The sequence below is a fragment of the Jiangella rhizosphaerae genome, from assembly GCF_003579925.1.
Lineage (GTDB): Bacteria > Actinomycetota > Actinomycetes > Jiangellales > Jiangellaceae > Jiangella > Jiangella rhizosphaerae.
The window spans coordinates 1-15,938 of the sequence record NZ_QUAL01000439.1; the positions used below are offsets into that span (position 1 = coordinate 1).

Genomic DNA, 15,938 nt, shown 5'->3' on the forward strand with positions numbered 1-15,938 from the left:
CCGTCCGGGCGGCGGCGGTGGCTTCGGCGGCGGTCCTGGCGGCGGCGGTCGTCCCGGTGGCGGCGGTGGCCGCGGCCGCGGTGGCACGGCCGGCGCGTTCGGCCGTCCCGGCGGCAAGCCGGCGAAGAGCCGCAAGAGCAAGCGGCAGAAGCGCCAGGAATACGACAACATGCAGGCGCCGAGCATCGGTGGCGTGCGGCTGCCCCGCGGCAACGGCGACACCGTCCGGCTGCCTCGCGGCGCGTCCCTGGCCGACTTCGCCGAGCGCATCGACGTCGACCCCGCGCAGCTGGTCCAGGTGCTGTTCGGCCTGGGCGAGATGGTCACGGCCACCCAGTCGGTGGACGAAGACACCTTCCGGGTGCTGGGCGAGGAGCTCGGCTACGACATCCAGATGGTGTCGCCCGAGGACGAGGACCGCGAGCTGCTCGAGTCGTTCGACATCGACTTCGAGGCCGAGGACGACGCCAACGCCGTGCCGCGGCCGCCGGTGGTCACCGTCATGGGCCACGTCGACCACGGTAAGACGAAGCTGCTCGACGCCATCCGCAAGGAGAACATCGTCGAGTCCGAGGCCGGCGGCATCACCCAGCACATCGGTGCCTACCAGGTGTACGTCGAGCACGAGGGCGAGCAGCGGGCCATCACCTTCATCGACACCCCGGGCCACGAGGCGTTCACCGCCATGCGTGCCCGTGGTGCGCAGGTGACCGACATCGTCATCCTCGTGGTGGCGGCCGACGACGGCGTGATGCCGCAGACCATCGAGGCGCTGAACCACGCCCAGGCGGCCGGCGTCCCGATCGTCGTCGCGGTCAACAAGATCGACGTCGAGGGTGCGAATCCCGCGAAGATCCGCCAGCAGCTCACCGAGTACAACCTGGTGGCCGAGGAGTACGGCGGCGACACCATGTTCGTCGACGTCGCGGCGAAGCCGGGCATCAACATCGACAAGCTGCTCGAGGCCGTCCTGCTGACCGCCGACGCGGCGCTGGACCTGCGGGCCAACGCCGACATGGCGGCGCGCGGCGTCGCGATCGAGGGTCACCTCGACCGCGGCCGCGGCCCGGTGGCCACCGTCCTGGTGCAGCGCGGCACGCTGCACCCGGGCGACGCCATCGTCACCGGTCAGTCCTACGGCCGCGTGCGCGCCATGCTCGACGAGTACGGCAAGGTGGTCGAGGAGGCGGGTCCGTCCCGCCCGGTCCAGGTGCTCGGTCTCACCGCGGTGCCCGGCGCCGGCGACAAGTTCCTCGTCGCCGACGACGACCGCACCGCGCGGCAGATCGCCGAGAAGCGCGAGGCCATGGAGCGCAACGCGGCCCTGGCCAAGGCGCGCAAGCGGGTCACGCTCGAGAGCTTCATGGCCGAGAGCAAGGTCGAGACGCTGAACCTGATCCTCAAGGGCGACGTGTCCGGCTCGGTCGAGGCACTCGAGGACGCGCTGCTCAAGATCGACGTGGGCGAAGAGGTCAGCCTCAACATCATCCACCGCGGCGTCGGCGCCATCACGGCCAACGACGTCAACCTCGCCTCCATCGACCAGGGCATCATCATCGGCTTCAACGTCCGGCCGCAGAGCCGGACGGTCGAGGACCTGGCCGACCGCGAGGGTGTGGAGATCCGGTACTACTCGGTCATCTACTCGGCCATCGAGGAGATCGAGGCGGCCCTCAAGGGCATGCTCAAGCCGGAGTTCGAGGAGGTCCAGCTCGGCACCGCCGAGATCCGCGAGGTGTTCCGTTCGTCCCGCATCGGCAACATCGCCGGTTGCATGGTCACGAGCGGTCTCATCCGCCGCAACGCGTCGGCGCGGCTGGTCCGCGACGGCGTCGTGGTGGGCGAGAACCTCACGGTCGCCTCGCTGCGGCGCGAGAAGGACGACGTCACGGAGGTCCGCGACGGGTTCGAGTGCGGTATCAGCCTCGGCTCGTTCAACGACATCCAGGTCGGCGACCGCATCGAGACCTACGAGATGAAGGAGAAGCCGCGCGGCTGACGCCGTCCGCGGGACCGAGCCGTGTTCGTGGGAACGATCACGTTCGACCTGCTCCTCGGCGACGTGCGGTCGTTGAAGCAGAAGCGCGCCGTGGTCCGGCCCGTCGTGGCCGAGCTACGGCGCCGCTTCGACGTCGCCGTCGCCGAGGTGGGTCACCAGGACCTGCACCGCCGCGCGGAGGTGGGGGTCGCCGTCGTCGCCGGCGACTCCCGGCAGTGCATCGACGTGCTCGACGCCGTCGAGCAGCACGTCGCGGACCGCCCGGAGATCGAGCTGCTCTCCGCCCGGCGGCGGATCCACAACGATGAGGACGAGGAGTAGTGCCATGGCCGATCCAGCGCGGGCGCGCAAGCTGGCCGACCGCATCCGCGAGATCGCGGCCGAGACGCTGGAACGCCGGGTCAAGGACCCGCGGCTGGGGTTCGTGACGGTCACCGATGCCCGCATCACCGGTGATCTGCGCGACGCCACCGTCTTCTACACCGTCTACGGCGACGAGGAGGAGCGCTCGGCCACGGCCGCGGCGCTCGAGAGCGTCAAGGGCCTGGTCCGCTCCGAGGTGGGCCGGCGCACCGGCGTGCGGTTCACGCCGACGCTGGAGTTCGTGGCCGACGCCGTCCCTGAGAACGCCGCGAACATCGACGACCTCCTGCGGGCCGCCCGCGAGTCCGACGAGCGGGTCGCCCAGGCGGCGGCCGAGGCCGAGTACGCCGGCGACCCCGACCCGTACCGCAAGCCCGCCGAGGACGAGGACGACGACGAGGACGACGACGCCCGTGGCTGATTCCGACGGCCTCGTCGTCGTCGACAAGCCCGGTGGCTGGACCTCGCACGACGTCGTCGCCCGGATCCGCCGGCTGGCCGGCACCCGGCGGGTCGGCCACGCCGGCACGCTCGACCCGATGGCCACCGGCGTCCTCGTCGTCGGCGTCGGCAAGGCCACCAAGCTGCTCGGCCACCTGGCGCTGACGGAGAAAGAGTACGACGCCACCATCCGGCTCGGCGCCACCACCGTCACCGACGACGCCGAGGGCGAGGTCACCGCGACGGCCGACGCGTCCGGCGTCACCGACGACGCCGTCGCGGACGGTGTCGCCGCGCTCACTGGGCCGATCCAGCAGGTGCCGAGTGCGGTCTCGGCGGTGAAGATCGACGGCGTGCGCTCGTACCACCGGGTCCGGTCCGGCGAGAACGTCGAGCTGCCGGCGCGCGACGTCGTCGTCCGCCGGTTCGACGTGCTGGTCACCCGCCGCGACGGCGGGTTCGTCGACCTCGACGTCTCCGTCACGTGCTCGTCCGGCACCTACATCCGGGCGCTGGCCCGCGACCTCGGCGCGTCGCTGGGCGTCGGCGGCCACCTCACCGCGCTGCGCCGCACCGCCGTCGGTCCCTACCGCCTCGACCGCGCACGGACGCTCGAGGCGCTCGCCGAGGATTTCGCCGTCCTCCCGCTGGCCGAGGCCGCCGCGGCGGCGTTCCCGCGGCTCGACGTCGACGCCGGCACCGCCGGCAAGGTCGCCCACGGCATGCCGCTGCCCGCCACCGGGCGCGGGCCGGGCCCCGTCGCGGTGTTCGGCCCGGACGGTACGCTGCTGTCGCTAGTCGAGGACCGGGGATCCCGCGCGAAGCACCTGGCGGTGTTCGTATGAACGATCGGCAGCAGGTCCACGAGCAGCTCGAGGCCGAGCTCGCCTTCCTGTGGCGCCGCGTGCGCCGGCTCTCCATCGACCTCGCCCGGCAGGTCGACGAGGGCCTCGAGGCGGCCGCGTACGGCCTGCTCGGGCTGCTCGCCGACGGCGGCGACGTCCGCGCCGCCGACCTCGCCGAGCGGCTGGGGCTGGACAAGTCCACCGTCAGCCGGCAGGTCACCCAGATGGAGTCGATGGGGCTCATCCAGCGGGTGCCCGACCCGCAGGACGGCCGGGCCCGGCTGCTGCACATCACCGACGACGGCCGCGCCCGGGTCCAGCAGCTGCGCGGCGCCCGCGGCCGCTGGTTCGGCGAGGCGCTGGAGGACTGGCCCGACGCCGACGTCGACACCCTCGCCGTCCTGCTCAAACGCCTGAACGAGTCGCTGTCGCAGGAATAGCCACGCAACCCTCCTCGGTGGTCGGGTCATGCAAAGCTCACGAACTCTCTCCAGTCGGCGTTCGCCCTGGACCGAGGGCTCAGGGGACCTTCGGCTCCCATCGCCCGTCGGTCTTGCATGACCCTCCCGGGAATAAAGTTGGTTGCTGCAACCATTTAGCCTATAGTTGCGGGGAACAACCAACTGAGGCGGTGACGTGCGCGATGCGCAGCGATGTCTGGAGCGACCTGGTCGACCAGGGACGGCTCCTGGTCCGGCTGGGCAAACTGCTCACCCACCGCCACGTCGAGATCTACGAGGGCGTGGGTCCGACGCTGGGCGGCATGCTCGCCGCGCTGAGCAAGGGCGGGGCGATGCGGCTGACGGCGCTGGCCGACCAGCTGCAGGTCGACACGTCCGTCGCCAGCCGGCAGGCGGCCGAGCTGGTGGAGCGAGGGCTGGTGGAACGCCGTCCGGACCCGGACGACGCCCGCGCCGGCATCCTCGACCTCACGGCCGACGGCCACGCCGTGCTGCAACGCGCCCGCGAGCGCAGCGGCGAGATCGTCGCCGCCGCGCTCGCCGACTGGAGCGAGGCCGAGGCCCGGCAGCTGGTCGAACTGCTCACCAAGCTCAACGGCGATCTCCGCGAGGAGCTCTGCGGGGGAAGGGAACGCGTCCGATGACGACAGAGGCTGCTGCGCCTACCGCGATGACCCATCGACAGGTGCTGGAGGCGATGTCCGGGCTGCTGCTCGCCATGTTCGTGGCGATGCTGTCCGGCACGATCGTCGCCAACGCGCTGCCACGCATCATCGGCGACCTCGGCGGCAACCAGGACCAGTACACGTGGGTCGTGACGGCGACGCTGCTCGCGGCCACGGCCACCACCCCGATCTGGGGCAAGCTGGCCGACCGCATGAACAAGAAGCTGCTCGTCCAGCTGTCGATCACCGTCTTCGTGATCGGCTCGATCCTGGCCGGGTTCTCCCAGACCACCGAGGCGCTGATCGGCTTCCGGGTGCTCCAGGGCCTGGGGCTGGGCGGTCTTCAGGCGCTGGTGCAGATCGTCATGGCCTCGATCGTCAGCCCGCGCGAGCGGGGCCGGTACATGGGGTACTTCGGTGCGGTCATGGCGGTGGCGACGGTGGGCGGCCCGCTGCTCGGCGGGTTCCTCGTCGACTCCAGCCTCGGCTGGCGCTGGTGCTTCTGGGTCGGCGTCCCGTTCGGCGTGGCCGCGCTGGTGCTACTGCAGCGGACGCTGAAGCTGCCGGTGCTGACGTCGGACACCAGGATCGACTGGCTGGGCTCGCTGCTCATCCCCGGCGGCATCAGCGTGCTGCTCATCTGGGTCACGCTGGCCGGCAAGAACTTCGAGTGGGTCTCCTGGGCCAGCGCAGCGCTGGTCGCCGGCGGGCTGCTGCTGATCGCGCTGGCCGTCGTCGTGGAACGGCGGGTGGCCGACCCGGTCGTGCCGCCGCGGCTGATGCGGCAGCGGACCATGGTGCTGGCGATCGTCGCCAGCGTCGCGATCGGCATCGCCATGTTCGGGTCGTCGGTCTTCTTCGGCCAGTACTTCCAGATCTCCCGCGGCTACTCGCCGACGGCGGCCGGCCTGCTCACGCTGCCGATGATCGTCGGCCTGCTGCTCGCGTCGACCGTCACCGGCCAGCTGGTCACCCGGTTCGGGCGGTGGAAGAGGTTCCTCGTCGCCGGCACCGCGCTGATCGTCGTCGGGCTGGGGCTGCTGGGGACCATCGACCACTCGACCTCGCTGGTGCTGATCGGCGTCTACATGGCCATCCTGGGCGTCGGCGTCGGGTCGAGCATGCAGAACCTGGTGCTGGCGGCACAGAACGGCCTGGACTACCGCGACCTCGGCGCCGGCACCTCCACCGTCACGTTCTTCCGCTCGCTCGGCGGTGCGGCCGGCGTCTCCGTCCTCGGCGCGATCCTGGCCACGCACGTCACCGACCTCATCACCGAGGGCCTGGCGTCGATCCCCGGCGCCGGCGCCGCCACACAGAACGGCGGCTCCACCTCGCTGGACCTCAGCGGGCTGCCGGAGCCGGTGCGGGTCATCGTCGAGCACGCCTACGGCGACGCGACGGCGCTGGTCTTCCTCATCGCCGGGGCGATCGCCCTGCTGGCGTTCGTCGCCGTCCTGTTCATGCGCGAGACCTCGCTGCGCACGACGGTGGGCGACGCCGAGCCGGCCGACCTGGAGGGCGCCGCCGCGCGGGCATAATGTCGTAGTCAGACGACATCGAACCCGGGAGAACACGCGTGCACCGCTGGACCGATCTCGACCAGGTCCCTCCCGGGTTCGGCCCGTCGGTCGTCACCATCGGCAACTTCGACGGCGTCCACCTCGGCCACCGGCAGGTCCTGACCCGCATGGTGGCCGACGCCCACGCCGTCGGGCGCGGCGCGGGCACGAGCGCCGTCGCCGTCACGTTCGACCCCCATCCGCGGCAGCTGCACCGGCCCGAGGACGCGCCGCCGCTGATCACGGGTGTGCGCGACAAGCTCGAACTACTCGCCTCGACGGGCCTCGACGCCGTGCTCGTCCAGCCCTACACCTGGGAGTTCGCCCGGCAGTCGCCCGAGGAGTTCGTCCGCCGCTTCCTCGTCGACGGCCTGCACGCCGTCACCGTCGTCGTCGGCCACGACGTCCGGTTCGGCTGGCAGAACGCCGGCGACCTCTCGACCATGCTGGAGCTGGGCGACCGCTACGGCTTCACCGTCGAGGTGATCCCCGAGGTCACCACGCCCGACGGAGCCCGCCGCTGGTCGTCGACGTGGGTGCGCGAGCTGCTGGCCGTGGGGGACGTCTCCGGCGCCGCGGAGATCCTCGGCCGGCCGCACCGCCTGCGCGGCGTCGTCGTCGAGGGCGACAAACGGGGCCGGGAGCTCGGCTTCCCGACGGCGAACCTCTCGGCCTCCGCCGAGGGACTGGTGCCGGCCGACGGCGTGTACGCGGGCTGGCTGTCGCGCGCCGCCGACCGCGACCGCCTGCCGGCGGCCGTCTCCATCGGCACCAACCCGACGTTCGACGGCGTGGCGCGGCGTGTGGAGGCCTACGTCATCGGCCGCACGGACCTCGACCTCTACGGCGACGAGATCCTCCTCGAGTTCGTCGAGCGCCTGCGCCCCACCCTCAAGTTCGACTCCGTCGACGACCTCATCGCCACCATGAACGACGACGTCGCCAAGGCGCGTGTCGTCCTCGCCAGCTAGGGCGTGTCTGAACCCGCAGGTCACGGTGTTGGTCGCTCACGTGGTGGGTCGACCACGAAGATCCATCATGCTGTCGATGGCAAGGGCCGGCCGTTGGCGATCGTGGTCACTGCTCACCGAGGTCCTCGCCCCCATCCCGTGCCTCGGCTGGGCCGTGGACGACCACGGACCAGACCGGACGCGGTGATCGCCTGAGAGACACGCTCTCAAGAAGGAACCCGCCCAGCTTTACGTACGCACGGCATCGTGAATTTCCGCCGCAGCGATGAGTTCCGCCGCCGGCGCCGGTCTCACAGGTATGGATGCGGACCCAGTGGTTCTCCGGCACAGTCTGTCCCTCGACGGCTACGGCGCGGTGGCGCCCGGCGTACCAGAGGACGTCCTCGTCGAGTACGACGAGGACGAGGAATTCACCGCCTACATGGGCGACCTGCTCGGCTGGGCCGGAGTGCACGCGATGGGCTCGACGACGTACCGGGACATGGCGGGCTACTGGCCGTACCGGACCGGGCCCGAGGCGGATGCGATGAACCGGATCCCGAAGGTCGTCTTCTCCCGCCGGCCGATCGAGACCCCGTGGGACACTACGACCGTCTGCTCCGGTGACCTGGCCACCGAGATCCGCGGTCTCAAGGAGCGGGGTGTCGGGCCGATCATGGTGCATGGCGGTGTCCGGTTCGCCCAGTCGGTGGTCGCGGCCGGCCTCGTCGACGAGTATCACCTGATGGTCGGGCCGGTCGCGTTCGGCGCCGGTGGTCCGCTGTTCACCACGTTCACCAGGCTGAAGCTGGTCGAGGTGAAGTCCTTCCCGCGCGGCAATCTCGCGCTGAAATACGTCCGTCCCGACTGAGTCTGGCGGCGGTCAGCCTCAGCTTCCAGCGCGACCCGGTTCTGGTCCCGCATCAAGCCGGGCGACCCCGTGATGCCGTCGTCACTTGGAGAAGCGCCTGGGGGCGATTCGTTCCCGGCTGGGCCGCGCTGGTATCCTTGGCGCCGCCGTCAGAACGGCCGCGGTTCGAGAGTGCACCGGTGGACATGCCCGGAAGCGCCGCGCAACGATTCGACAAGGAGTTCCGTGCCGACCGACACGAAGACGAAGCAGACCATCATCGCCGAGCACGCTCGCGGCGACGGCGACACGGGCTCGCCCGAGGTGCAGGTCGCGCTGCTCACGCACCGCATCAACCACCTCACCGAGCACCTGAAGGTGCACAAGCACGACCACCACAGCCGCCGCGGGCTGCTGCTGCTGGTCGGCCAGCGCCGCCGGCTGCTCAAGTACCTGCAGCGGGTCGACATCGAACGCTACCGTGCGCTGATCGAGAAGCTCGGCCTGCGCCGATGAGCTGACGCCGTGGGGAGCGGACTCCCGAGCCCGGGAGCCGCTCCCTCGGCATATCAGCCACCGGCACACAATTGAACAACGCCCAACCGAACAGGGCGGCCGACTTGAACGCAGCAGGCCGGTCCTCGGTTGTGGCCCTCGGGCGAACGACATGGCCCGCGGGCTTCCATCGAAGACCGGCGCGTACGAGATCTCATTCGAGCGGCCTCCCGCCAGCTCCAGGAGGACGACCCATGTCGGGTCCGCAGATTCACACTGCCGAAGCCGTCATCGACAACGGCAAGTACGGCTCCCACACCATTCGTTTCGAGACCGGCCAGCTCGCCCAGCAGGCCGCCGGCTCGGCCGTCGTCTACCTCGACGACGAGACCATGCTGCTGTCGGCCACGACGGTCTCCAAGCAGCCGAAGGAACACCTCGACTTCTTCCCGCTGACGGTCGACGTCGAGGAGCGCATGTACGCCGCGGGCCGCATCCCGGGCTCGTTCTTCCGCCGCGAAGGCCGGCCCAGCGAGGAGGCCATCCTCACCTGCCGGCTCACCGACCGGCCGCTGCGCCCGTCGTTCGCGAAGGGCCTGCGCAACGAGGTCCAGGTCGTCATGACGGTCATGTCGCTGCACCCCGACCACCTCTACGACGTCGTCGCCATCAACGCCGCGTCCGCGTCCACCCAGCTCGCCGGCCTGCCGTTCGCCGGCCCCGTCGGCGCCGTCCGGGTCGCGCTGATCGAGGACCAGTGGGTGGCGTTCCCGAACCACTCGCAGCTGTCCGAGGCGGTCTTCGACATGGTCGTGGCCGGCCGGGTGCTGGACGACGGCGACGTCGCCATCATGATGGTCGAGGCCGAGTCGACCGCCGACACCTGGAACCTCGTCCAGTCCGGCCGCACCGCGCCGACGGAAGAGGTCGTGGCCGCCGGCCTCGAGGCCTCGAAGCCGTTCATCACCGCGCTGGCCAACGCGCAGAAGGAGCTCGCGGCCGCCGCGGCGAAGGAGACCGCCGAGTTCCCGATCTTCCTCGACTACACCGACGAGGTGTACGCCGCCGTCGAGGCCGCCGCCCGCGACGAGCTGGCGAAGGCCCTGACGATCGCCGGCAAGCAGGAGCGCGAGCAGCGCCTCGACGAGATCAAGGCCGAGGTCAAGCAGCGGCTGGCCGAGCAGTTCGAGGGCCAGGAGGGCCAGGTCAGCGCCGCGTTCCGGTCCGTCACCAAGACCGCGGTCCGCGAGCGCGTCCTGCGCGACCAGGTCCGCATCGACGGCCGTGGGCTCACCGACATCCGCACGCTGTCCGCCGAGGTCGGCCCCATCCCGCGGGCACACGGCTCGGCGCTGTTCGAGCGCGGCGAGACCCAGATCCTCGGCGTCACCACGCTGAACATGCTCAGCATGGAGCAGAAGCTCGACACCCTCTCGCCCGAGACGTCGAAGCGCTACATGCACAACTACAACTTCCCGCCGTACTCCACCGGCGAGACCGGCCGCGTCGGTTCGCCGAAGCGGCGCGAGATCGGCCACGGCGCGCTCGCCGAGCGGGCGCTGCTGCCGGTCATCCCGGCGCGCGAGGAGTTCCCGTACGCCATCCGGCAGGTCTCCGAGGCGCTGGGCTCCAACGGCTCGACGTCCATGGGCTCGGTCTGCGCCTCCACGATGTCGCTGCTCAACGCCGGTGTGCCGCTGCGCGCGCCGGTCGCCGGCATCGCGATGGGCCTCATCTCCGGCGAGGTCGACGGCGAGACGCGCTACGTCACGCTCACCGACATCCTCGGCGCCGAGGACGCCTACGGCGACATGGACTTCAAGGTCGCGGGCACGCGGGAGTTCGTCACGGCGCTGCAGCTGGACACGAAGCTGGACGGCATCCCGGCATCCGTTCTCGCTGCCGCGCTGCAGCAGGCTCGCGACGCCCGGCTCACCATCCTCGACGTCATGGCCGAGGCCATCGACCGGCCGGACGAGATGAGCCCCTACGCGCCGCGGATCATCTCCATCAAGATCCCGGTCGACCAGATCGGCGCGGTCATCGGCCCCAAGGGCAAGGTGATCAACCAGATCCAGGACGACACCGGCGCCGAGATCGCCATCGAGGACGACGGCACCATCTTCATCGGTGCCACCGACGGCCCGTCCGCCGACGCCGCCCGCAACGCCATCAACGCCATCGCCAACCCGACGATGCCCGAGGTGGGCGAGCGCTACCTCGGCACCGTCGTCAAGACGACGAGCTTCGGCGCGTTCGTCTCGCTGCTGCCGGGCAAGGACGGCCTGGTGCACATCTCCAAGCTGCGGTCCCTCGCGGGCGGCAAGCGGGTCGAGAACGTCGACGACGTCGTCTCGGTCGGGCAGAAGATCCAGGTCGAGATCACCGAGATCGACGACCGCGGCAAGCTCGCCCTGACGCCGATCGTCGAGGAGGAGACTCCCGCCACCGCCGGCGAGGCGAGCGAGTCCTGACGGCCGCGTGACAACCCCGTCGACACGGACGTTGCTGGGGGAGGACGAGGGCGGGCTGGTCCGCCGCACCGTCCTCCCCGGCGGACTGCGCATCGTCACCGAGGCCGTCCCCACCGTCCGGTCGGTCGCCTTCGGCATCTGGGTGGGCGTCGGCTCGGTCGACGAGCAGACGGCCGAGGCCGGCGCCACGCACTACCTCGAGCACCTGCTGTTCAAGGGGACGCCGAAGCGTACGGCGCTGGACATCTCCGCGGCCGTCGAGTCCGTCGGCGGTGAGATCAACGCGTTCACCGCCAAGGAGTTCACCTGCTACTACGCGCGGGTGCTCGACGCCGACCTGCCGCTGGCGGTCGACGTCGTGTCCGACATGGTCACGTCGTCGCTGATCGCGCCGGTCGACGTCGAGAGCGAGCGCGAGGTCGTCCTCGAAGAGATCGCCATGCGCGACGACGACCCGTCCGATGCCGTGCACGACCTGCTGGCCGGGCACATGTGGGGCGACAGCCCGCTGGGCCGGTCCATCCTCGGCACGGTCGACAGCATCTCGGGAATGGCGCGCGACACCGTCAACGACTATTACCGGCGCCACTACCTGGCCCGGAACATGGTCGTCGCGGTCGCCGGCAACGTCCGCCACGACGACGTCGTCGCGCTGGTCGAGAAGGCGTTCGCCGCGGCCGGCTTCCTCGACGGCGACGACGAGCCGGCGCCGGCGCGCACGGGCGGCGTCGCGCCGTCCTCCGGCCGCGGGGTCACCCTGCTGCACCGGCCCACCGAGCAGGCCAACGTCGTGCTGGCCGTCCCCGGACTGGCCCGCAACGACGAGCGCCGGTTCGCGCTGGGCGTGCTGAACGCCGCGCTCGGCGGCGGCATGTCGTCGCGGCTGTTCCAAGAGGTCCGCGAGCGGCGCGGGCTGGCCTACTCGGTCTACTCGTACGCGTCACAGCACGCGGCGGCCGGGCTGCTCGGCGTCTACGCCGGCTGCCAGCCGAAGAAGGTCGACCAGGTGCTCGAGCTCACCCGCACGGTGCTGGCCGACGTCGCACGCGGCGGCATCACCGCCGAGGAGCTCGAGCGCGGCAAGGGCCAGGCGCGCGGCGGGCTGGTGCTCGGGCTCGAGGACACCAGCGCCCGGATGAGCCGGCTGGCGAAGGCCGAGCTGGTCTACGACGAGCTGCCCAGCGTCGACGAGCTGATCGCCCGGGTGGACGCCGTCACGATCGACCAGGTCACCGAGCTGGCCCAGGCGCTGCTGCCGGCCACGCCGACGCTCGCGGTCGTCGGGCCGTTCGAGTCGGCCGGCCGGTTCGAGGCGGTGCTGGGCTGACGATGCGGCCGGCGCGCGACGTGCTGTATCGCTGGTACGTGCGGCGGCTGTAGGCGTCGCTGTCCGCACCGGAAGTGCGTGCCCGGTTGCCCCGGCACGTCGCGGTCGTCATGGACGGCAACCGCCGGTGGGCGCGGCAGGCCGGCTACGCCGACCCGTCGATCGGGCACCGGTTCGGCACCGAGCACGTCGAGGAGCTGCTGGAGTGGTGCTCGGCGATCGGCATCGGGCACGTGACGGTGTATGTGGCATCGTCGGACAACCTCCGCAAGCGCGACGCCGACGAGGTCGACCACCTCATGCGCATGGTCGAGGAGGTCGTCATGACACGGCTGGCCGACCCCGCGCACCCCTGGCGCCTGCACGTCGCCGGCCGGCTCGACCTGCTGCCCGACACCACCCGCGACGCGCTGAAGCTGGCCGTCGACGCGACGGCGACCCGGTCGGCCGGGCTGGAGCTGACGGTCGCGATCGGCTACGACGGCCGGCAGGAGATCGTCGACGCCGTCCGCGCGTACCTCGAGGAGGGCGGCTCGCCCGACGCGCTCACGCCCGACGACATCGCCCGGCACCTCTACACCCGGGACCAGCCCGAGCCCGACCTCGTCATCCGCACCAGCGGTGAGCGGCGGCTGTCGGGCTTCCTGCTCTGGCAGTCCACCCGGGCCGAGCTGTACTTCTGCGACGCCTACTGGCCCGGTTTCCGCCAGGTCGACGTCCTCCGCGCGCTGCGCACGTACGCGCGGCGGCGGGCCCACGCCGCCTAGCGACGTCACGCAGGGGCGCCGAGCGGCGGATGCTCGAGCACGCGCGGCTTGTACTCGACCAGTTGGAGACGGCCGTCGAAGGTGCGGTGCTCGATCATCTCGAGGGCGACGTCCGGATAGCCGTCGTAGATGCGTTCCGCGCCGGTGGCCCCGGTGATCACCGGGAACATCACGACCCGGAAGCGGTCGACGAGCCCGGCTCGTAGCAGGGACCGGCTCAGGCTGAGGCTGCCGATCGTGCTGAGCAGGCCCGAGCCACTCGCCTTCATGGCGCGGACGGTCTCGACGGCGTCGTCGCGGACCAGCGTGGAGTTGGCCCACGTCAATGGCTCCTCGAGCGTGGAGGAGAACACCACCTTGGACGCTCGCGTGAGCTCGTCGACGGACGCCTCCTCTTCGGGCCGGAACTCGTCCTGGCCACTCGGGACCGAGCCGGCCGCGAAGCCCGACATCAGGCGGTAGGTGTTCGCTCCCATCAGGTACGTGACCTCGGGCTGCTCGGCGAGCCAGCCGAGGTACTCCGGGCCCTCGAGCCCCCAGAATCCGGGCCATCCCTCTCCCGACGCGTAGCCGTCGAGCGAGGTGATGAAGTCGACGAGAAGCTCCGACATGGCGGTTCCTTTCCTCGGGTGTCACGAGGGTTGACCGGCCGGGAGTCCCGAACTCATCGGCCGCGCGGGGTGAGGATAGACCCGTCACCCCGCCAGCACACCCCACGACACCGCGTTGCGGAGCACTCGGCGTGCGCCTCGCCTAGCCGGCCGCGTGCAGCCGCCGGCCGTGCGCGACGACCTCGTCGACCAGCGCCTCGACGTGCTCGGCCTCGGTGCGGTAGCTGATCAGGCACGCGCGGATGGCGTACCGTCCCCCGATGACGGCGTTCGACGGGTACACCTTGCCGGCCCGCTGGACGGCGTAGAGGATGCGCTCGTTGAGGTCGTCGAGGTAGGCGGGGTCGGCGGCCGCGCCGGGCGGCACGTAACGGAAGCAGACGATCGACAGCTCCGGATCGGCCACCGCCTCCAGTTCGTCGTGCTCGCCGACCAGGTGGTGCAGCCAGCGGGCCAGCTCGACGTCGTGGCGGATGCGCCGGGCGCTGGCGTCCCAGCCCTGCGCGAGCAGCGACACCCACACCGGCAGCGCGTCGAACGGCCGGGTGAACTGCGGCGTCCACTGGTAGCGCAGCACCATGTCACTCTGCACCTCGGCGTCGAGCTTGGTGTAGTCGGGCTGCAGGGTGAACGCGGCGACGTGCCGGGTCGGGTCGCGGAACAGGACCAGGCTGGCCGAGATCGGCATGTTCAGCCACTTGTGCGGGTCGCAGGTGATCGAGTCGGCCCGCTCGATGCCGGAGAACGCCGGTCGCAGCTCGTCGACCATCGCGGCCGGCCCGCCGTACGCGGCGTCGACGTGGAACCAGCAGCCGTAGCGTTGTGCGACATCGGCCAGGTCGTCGAGCGGGTCGATGGCGCCGAGCTCCGTCGTCCCGGCCGTGCCGACCACGGCGAGCGGCTGGACGCCGTCGGCCAGGTCGCGCTTGATGGCCGCCTCGACGGCGTCCGGGCGCAGCCGGTAGCGGTCATCCGTCGCGACGCGGCGGACCGCGGCGGTGCCGAGTCCGAGCAGGTCGGCGGCCCGGTCGACCGTCTCGTGCACGTCGTGGGAGCCGTAGATCGCCATCCGCGGCCCGGCGGCGACGCCGTCGCGCCGCACGTCCCAGCCGGACAGCGCGTCGCGGGCGACGGCGAGCGCCATGAGGTTCGCGGTGGCGCCGCCGGCGACGAACGCGCCCGACGACTCCGGCGGTAGCCCGAGGCGGGCCGCGAACCAGGCCAGCACCTGGTTCTCGATCTCGGTCGCGGCCGGGCCGAGCGGCCAGCCGCCGAGGTTCTGGTTGATGCCGGCCGCCAGCAGCGCCGCGGGCGCGCCGGGCACGGTGCCCGCGCCGGTGATGAACGCCATGAAGCCGCCGTGGCCGGTCTGGGTGCCGTGCTCGAACACGACGGTGCGCAGGTGGTCGAGCAGCTCGTCGTCGGTGAGCGGCTTGTCCGGCACGTCGCGGCCGTCGAGGACGGCGGCGCGGGTCTGCGCGGGGGTGTGCGGGTGTGTGACCGGAAGGCCGGGCAACCGGCGCAGGTACTCCGTCCACAGCTCCAGCGCGCTCTGGCCGAACTCGGCGGCGCGGTCCGGCGTCCAGTCCAGGTCGGGGAGGGGTTCGGGTCGCTGCATGGCCCGACGGTACTCCCGCGGGCGTGTGATGGGCCGGGTGACGTCAGACGCCGGCGTAGTCGTGCTGGCGCCACGCCTCGTAGACGGCGACGGCGGCGGAGTTGGACAGGTTGAGGGAGCGCCGGCCGGCCAGCATCGGGATGCGGACGCGGTCGGTGATCCGCGGGTCGGCCAGCACGTCCGGCGGCAGCCCGGTCGGCTCCGGGCCGAACAGCAGCACGTCGCCCGGCTCGTAGGCGACGTCACTGTGCCGGGTGGTGCCCGTGGTGGCGAACGCGTAGACGCGTTCCGGCGCCAGCGCCGCCCAGGCCGCGGCGAGGTCGTCGTGCACGGTCACGTTGGCGAGGTCGTGGTAGTCGAGGCCGGCGCGGCGCAGCTTGGCGTCGTCGAGGTCGAAGCCGAGCGGGCGGATCAGGTGCAGGTGGGCGCCGGTGGCCGCGACCATGCGGATCGCGTTGCCGGTGTTCGGCGGGATGCGCGGCTCGTAGAAGACGACGTGGAACACGCTGC

The 15,938-nt window shown here is 71.4% G+C and carries 16 protein-coding genes; 13 read left to right on the forward strand and 3 right to left on the reverse strand.

All coding sequences use genetic code 11. The features are described from left to right. The 13 genes from infB to uppS form a co-directional block, all read left to right on the forward strand. A partial coding sequence (infB, locus tag DY240_RS30565; protein WP_119663420.1) for a translation initiation factor IF-2 occupies positions 1-1,999 on the forward strand: 1,999 nt, incomplete at its 5' end. 21 nt (positions 2,000-2,020) lie between these two features. Continuing rightward, positions 2,021-2,320 (forward strand): DUF503 domain-containing protein, encoded by a 300-nt coding sequence (locus DY240_RS30570; RefSeq protein ID WP_119663421.1) that lies wholly within the window; start codon positions 2,021-2,023, stop codon positions 2,318-2,320. Between the two features lie 4 nt (positions 2,321-2,324). Beyond that, positions 2,325-2,783 (forward strand): 30S ribosome-binding factor RbfA, encoded by a 459-nt coding sequence (rbfA, locus tag DY240_RS33615; protein WP_119663422.1) that lies wholly within the window; start codon positions 2,325-2,327, stop codon positions 2,781-2,783. Next, positions 2,776-3,648, forward strand: a complete 873-nt coding sequence (gene truB, locus DY240_RS30580) for a tRNA pseudouridine(55) synthase TruB (protein ID WP_119663423.1) — start codon at positions 2,776-2,778, stop codon at positions 3,646-3,648. Before rbfA ends, truB begins: the two co-directional genes overlap by 8 nt. Then, positions 3,645-4,088 (forward strand): MarR family winged helix-turn-helix transcriptional regulator, encoded by a 444-nt coding sequence (locus tag DY240_RS30585; protein WP_119663424.1) that lies wholly within the window; start codon positions 3,645-3,647, stop codon positions 4,086-4,088. Before truB ends, DY240_RS30585 begins: the two co-directional genes overlap by 4 nt. A 203-nt stretch (positions 4,089-4,291) precedes the next feature. Further along, the gene (locus tag DY240_RS30590; protein WP_119663425.1) at positions 4,292-4,753 is read left to right on the forward strand and encodes a MarR family winged helix-turn-helix transcriptional regulator; all 462 of its coding nucleotides are present in this window, start codon (positions 4,292-4,294) and stop codon (positions 4,751-4,753) included. A 26-nt stretch (positions 4,754-4,779) separates the two neighbouring features. Beyond that, a complete protein-coding gene (locus DY240_RS30595) occupies positions 4,780-6,315 on the forward strand; it encodes an MFS transporter (protein ID WP_119663426.1) in 1,536 nt (511 codons plus the stop codon). Between the two features lie 38 nt (positions 6,316-6,353). After that, complete coding sequence (locus DY240_RS30600) at positions 6,354-7,307, forward strand: bifunctional riboflavin kinase/FAD synthetase (RefSeq protein WP_119663427.1); 954 nt, start codon at positions 6,354-6,356, stop codon at positions 7,305-7,307. 313 nt (positions 7,308-7,620) lie between these two features. Next, positions 7,621-8,157 carry a dihydrofolate reductase family protein gene (locus tag DY240_RS30610; protein WP_158603066.1) on the forward strand — a complete coding sequence of 179 codons (537 nt, stop codon included), beginning with the start codon at positions 7,621-7,623 and terminating at the stop codon, positions 8,155-8,157. 225 nt (positions 8,158-8,382) lie between these two features. Further along, a complete protein-coding gene (rpsO, locus tag DY240_RS33625) occupies positions 8,383-8,652 on the forward strand; it encodes a 30S ribosomal protein S15 (RefSeq protein ID WP_119663429.1) in 270 nt (89 codons plus the stop codon). 233 nt (positions 8,653-8,885) lie between these two features. Next, positions 8,886-11,105 (forward strand): polyribonucleotide nucleotidyltransferase, encoded by a 2,220-nt coding sequence (locus tag DY240_RS30620; RefSeq protein WP_119663430.1) that lies wholly within the window; start codon positions 8,886-8,888, stop codon positions 11,103-11,105. Positions 11,106-11,112: 7 nt separating this feature from the next. Further along, positions 11,113-12,432, forward strand: a complete 1,320-nt coding sequence (locus DY240_RS30625; RefSeq protein ID WP_119663431.1) for a M16 family metallopeptidase — start codon at positions 11,113-11,115, stop codon at positions 12,430-12,432. 86 nt (positions 12,433-12,518) lie between these two features. Next, positions 12,519-13,199, forward strand: a complete 681-nt coding sequence (gene uppS, locus DY240_RS30630) for a polyprenyl diphosphate synthase (RefSeq protein ID WP_233552934.1) — start codon at positions 12,519-12,521, stop codon at positions 13,197-13,199. A gap of 5 nt (positions 13,200-13,204) precedes the next feature. Here uppS and DY240_RS30635 read toward each other — a convergent pair whose 3' ends face one another. The 3 genes from DY240_RS30635 to DY240_RS30645 all read right to left on the reverse strand — a co-directional run bounded on the left by DY240_RS30635 (position 13,205) and on the right by DY240_RS30645 (position 15,933). Then, on the reverse strand, positions 13,205-13,810 hold the full coding sequence (locus DY240_RS30635; protein WP_119663432.1) for a dihydrofolate reductase family protein: 606 nt from the start codon (positions 13,808-13,810) through the stop codon (positions 13,205-13,207). Positions 13,811-13,952: 142 nt separating this feature from the next. After that, positions 13,953-15,428 carry a pyridoxal phosphate-dependent decarboxylase family protein gene (locus DY240_RS30640; RefSeq protein ID WP_119663433.1) on the reverse strand — a complete coding sequence of 492 codons (1,476 nt, stop codon included), beginning with the start codon at positions 15,426-15,428 and terminating at the stop codon, positions 13,953-13,955. 43 nt (positions 15,429-15,471) lie between these two features. Then, positions 15,472-15,933 (reverse strand): tRNA (cytidine(34)-2'-O)-methyltransferase, encoded by a 462-nt coding sequence (locus DY240_RS30645; protein WP_119663434.1) that lies wholly within the window; start codon positions 15,931-15,933, stop codon positions 15,472-15,474. Between the last annotated feature and the right edge of the window lie 5 nt (positions 15,934-15,938).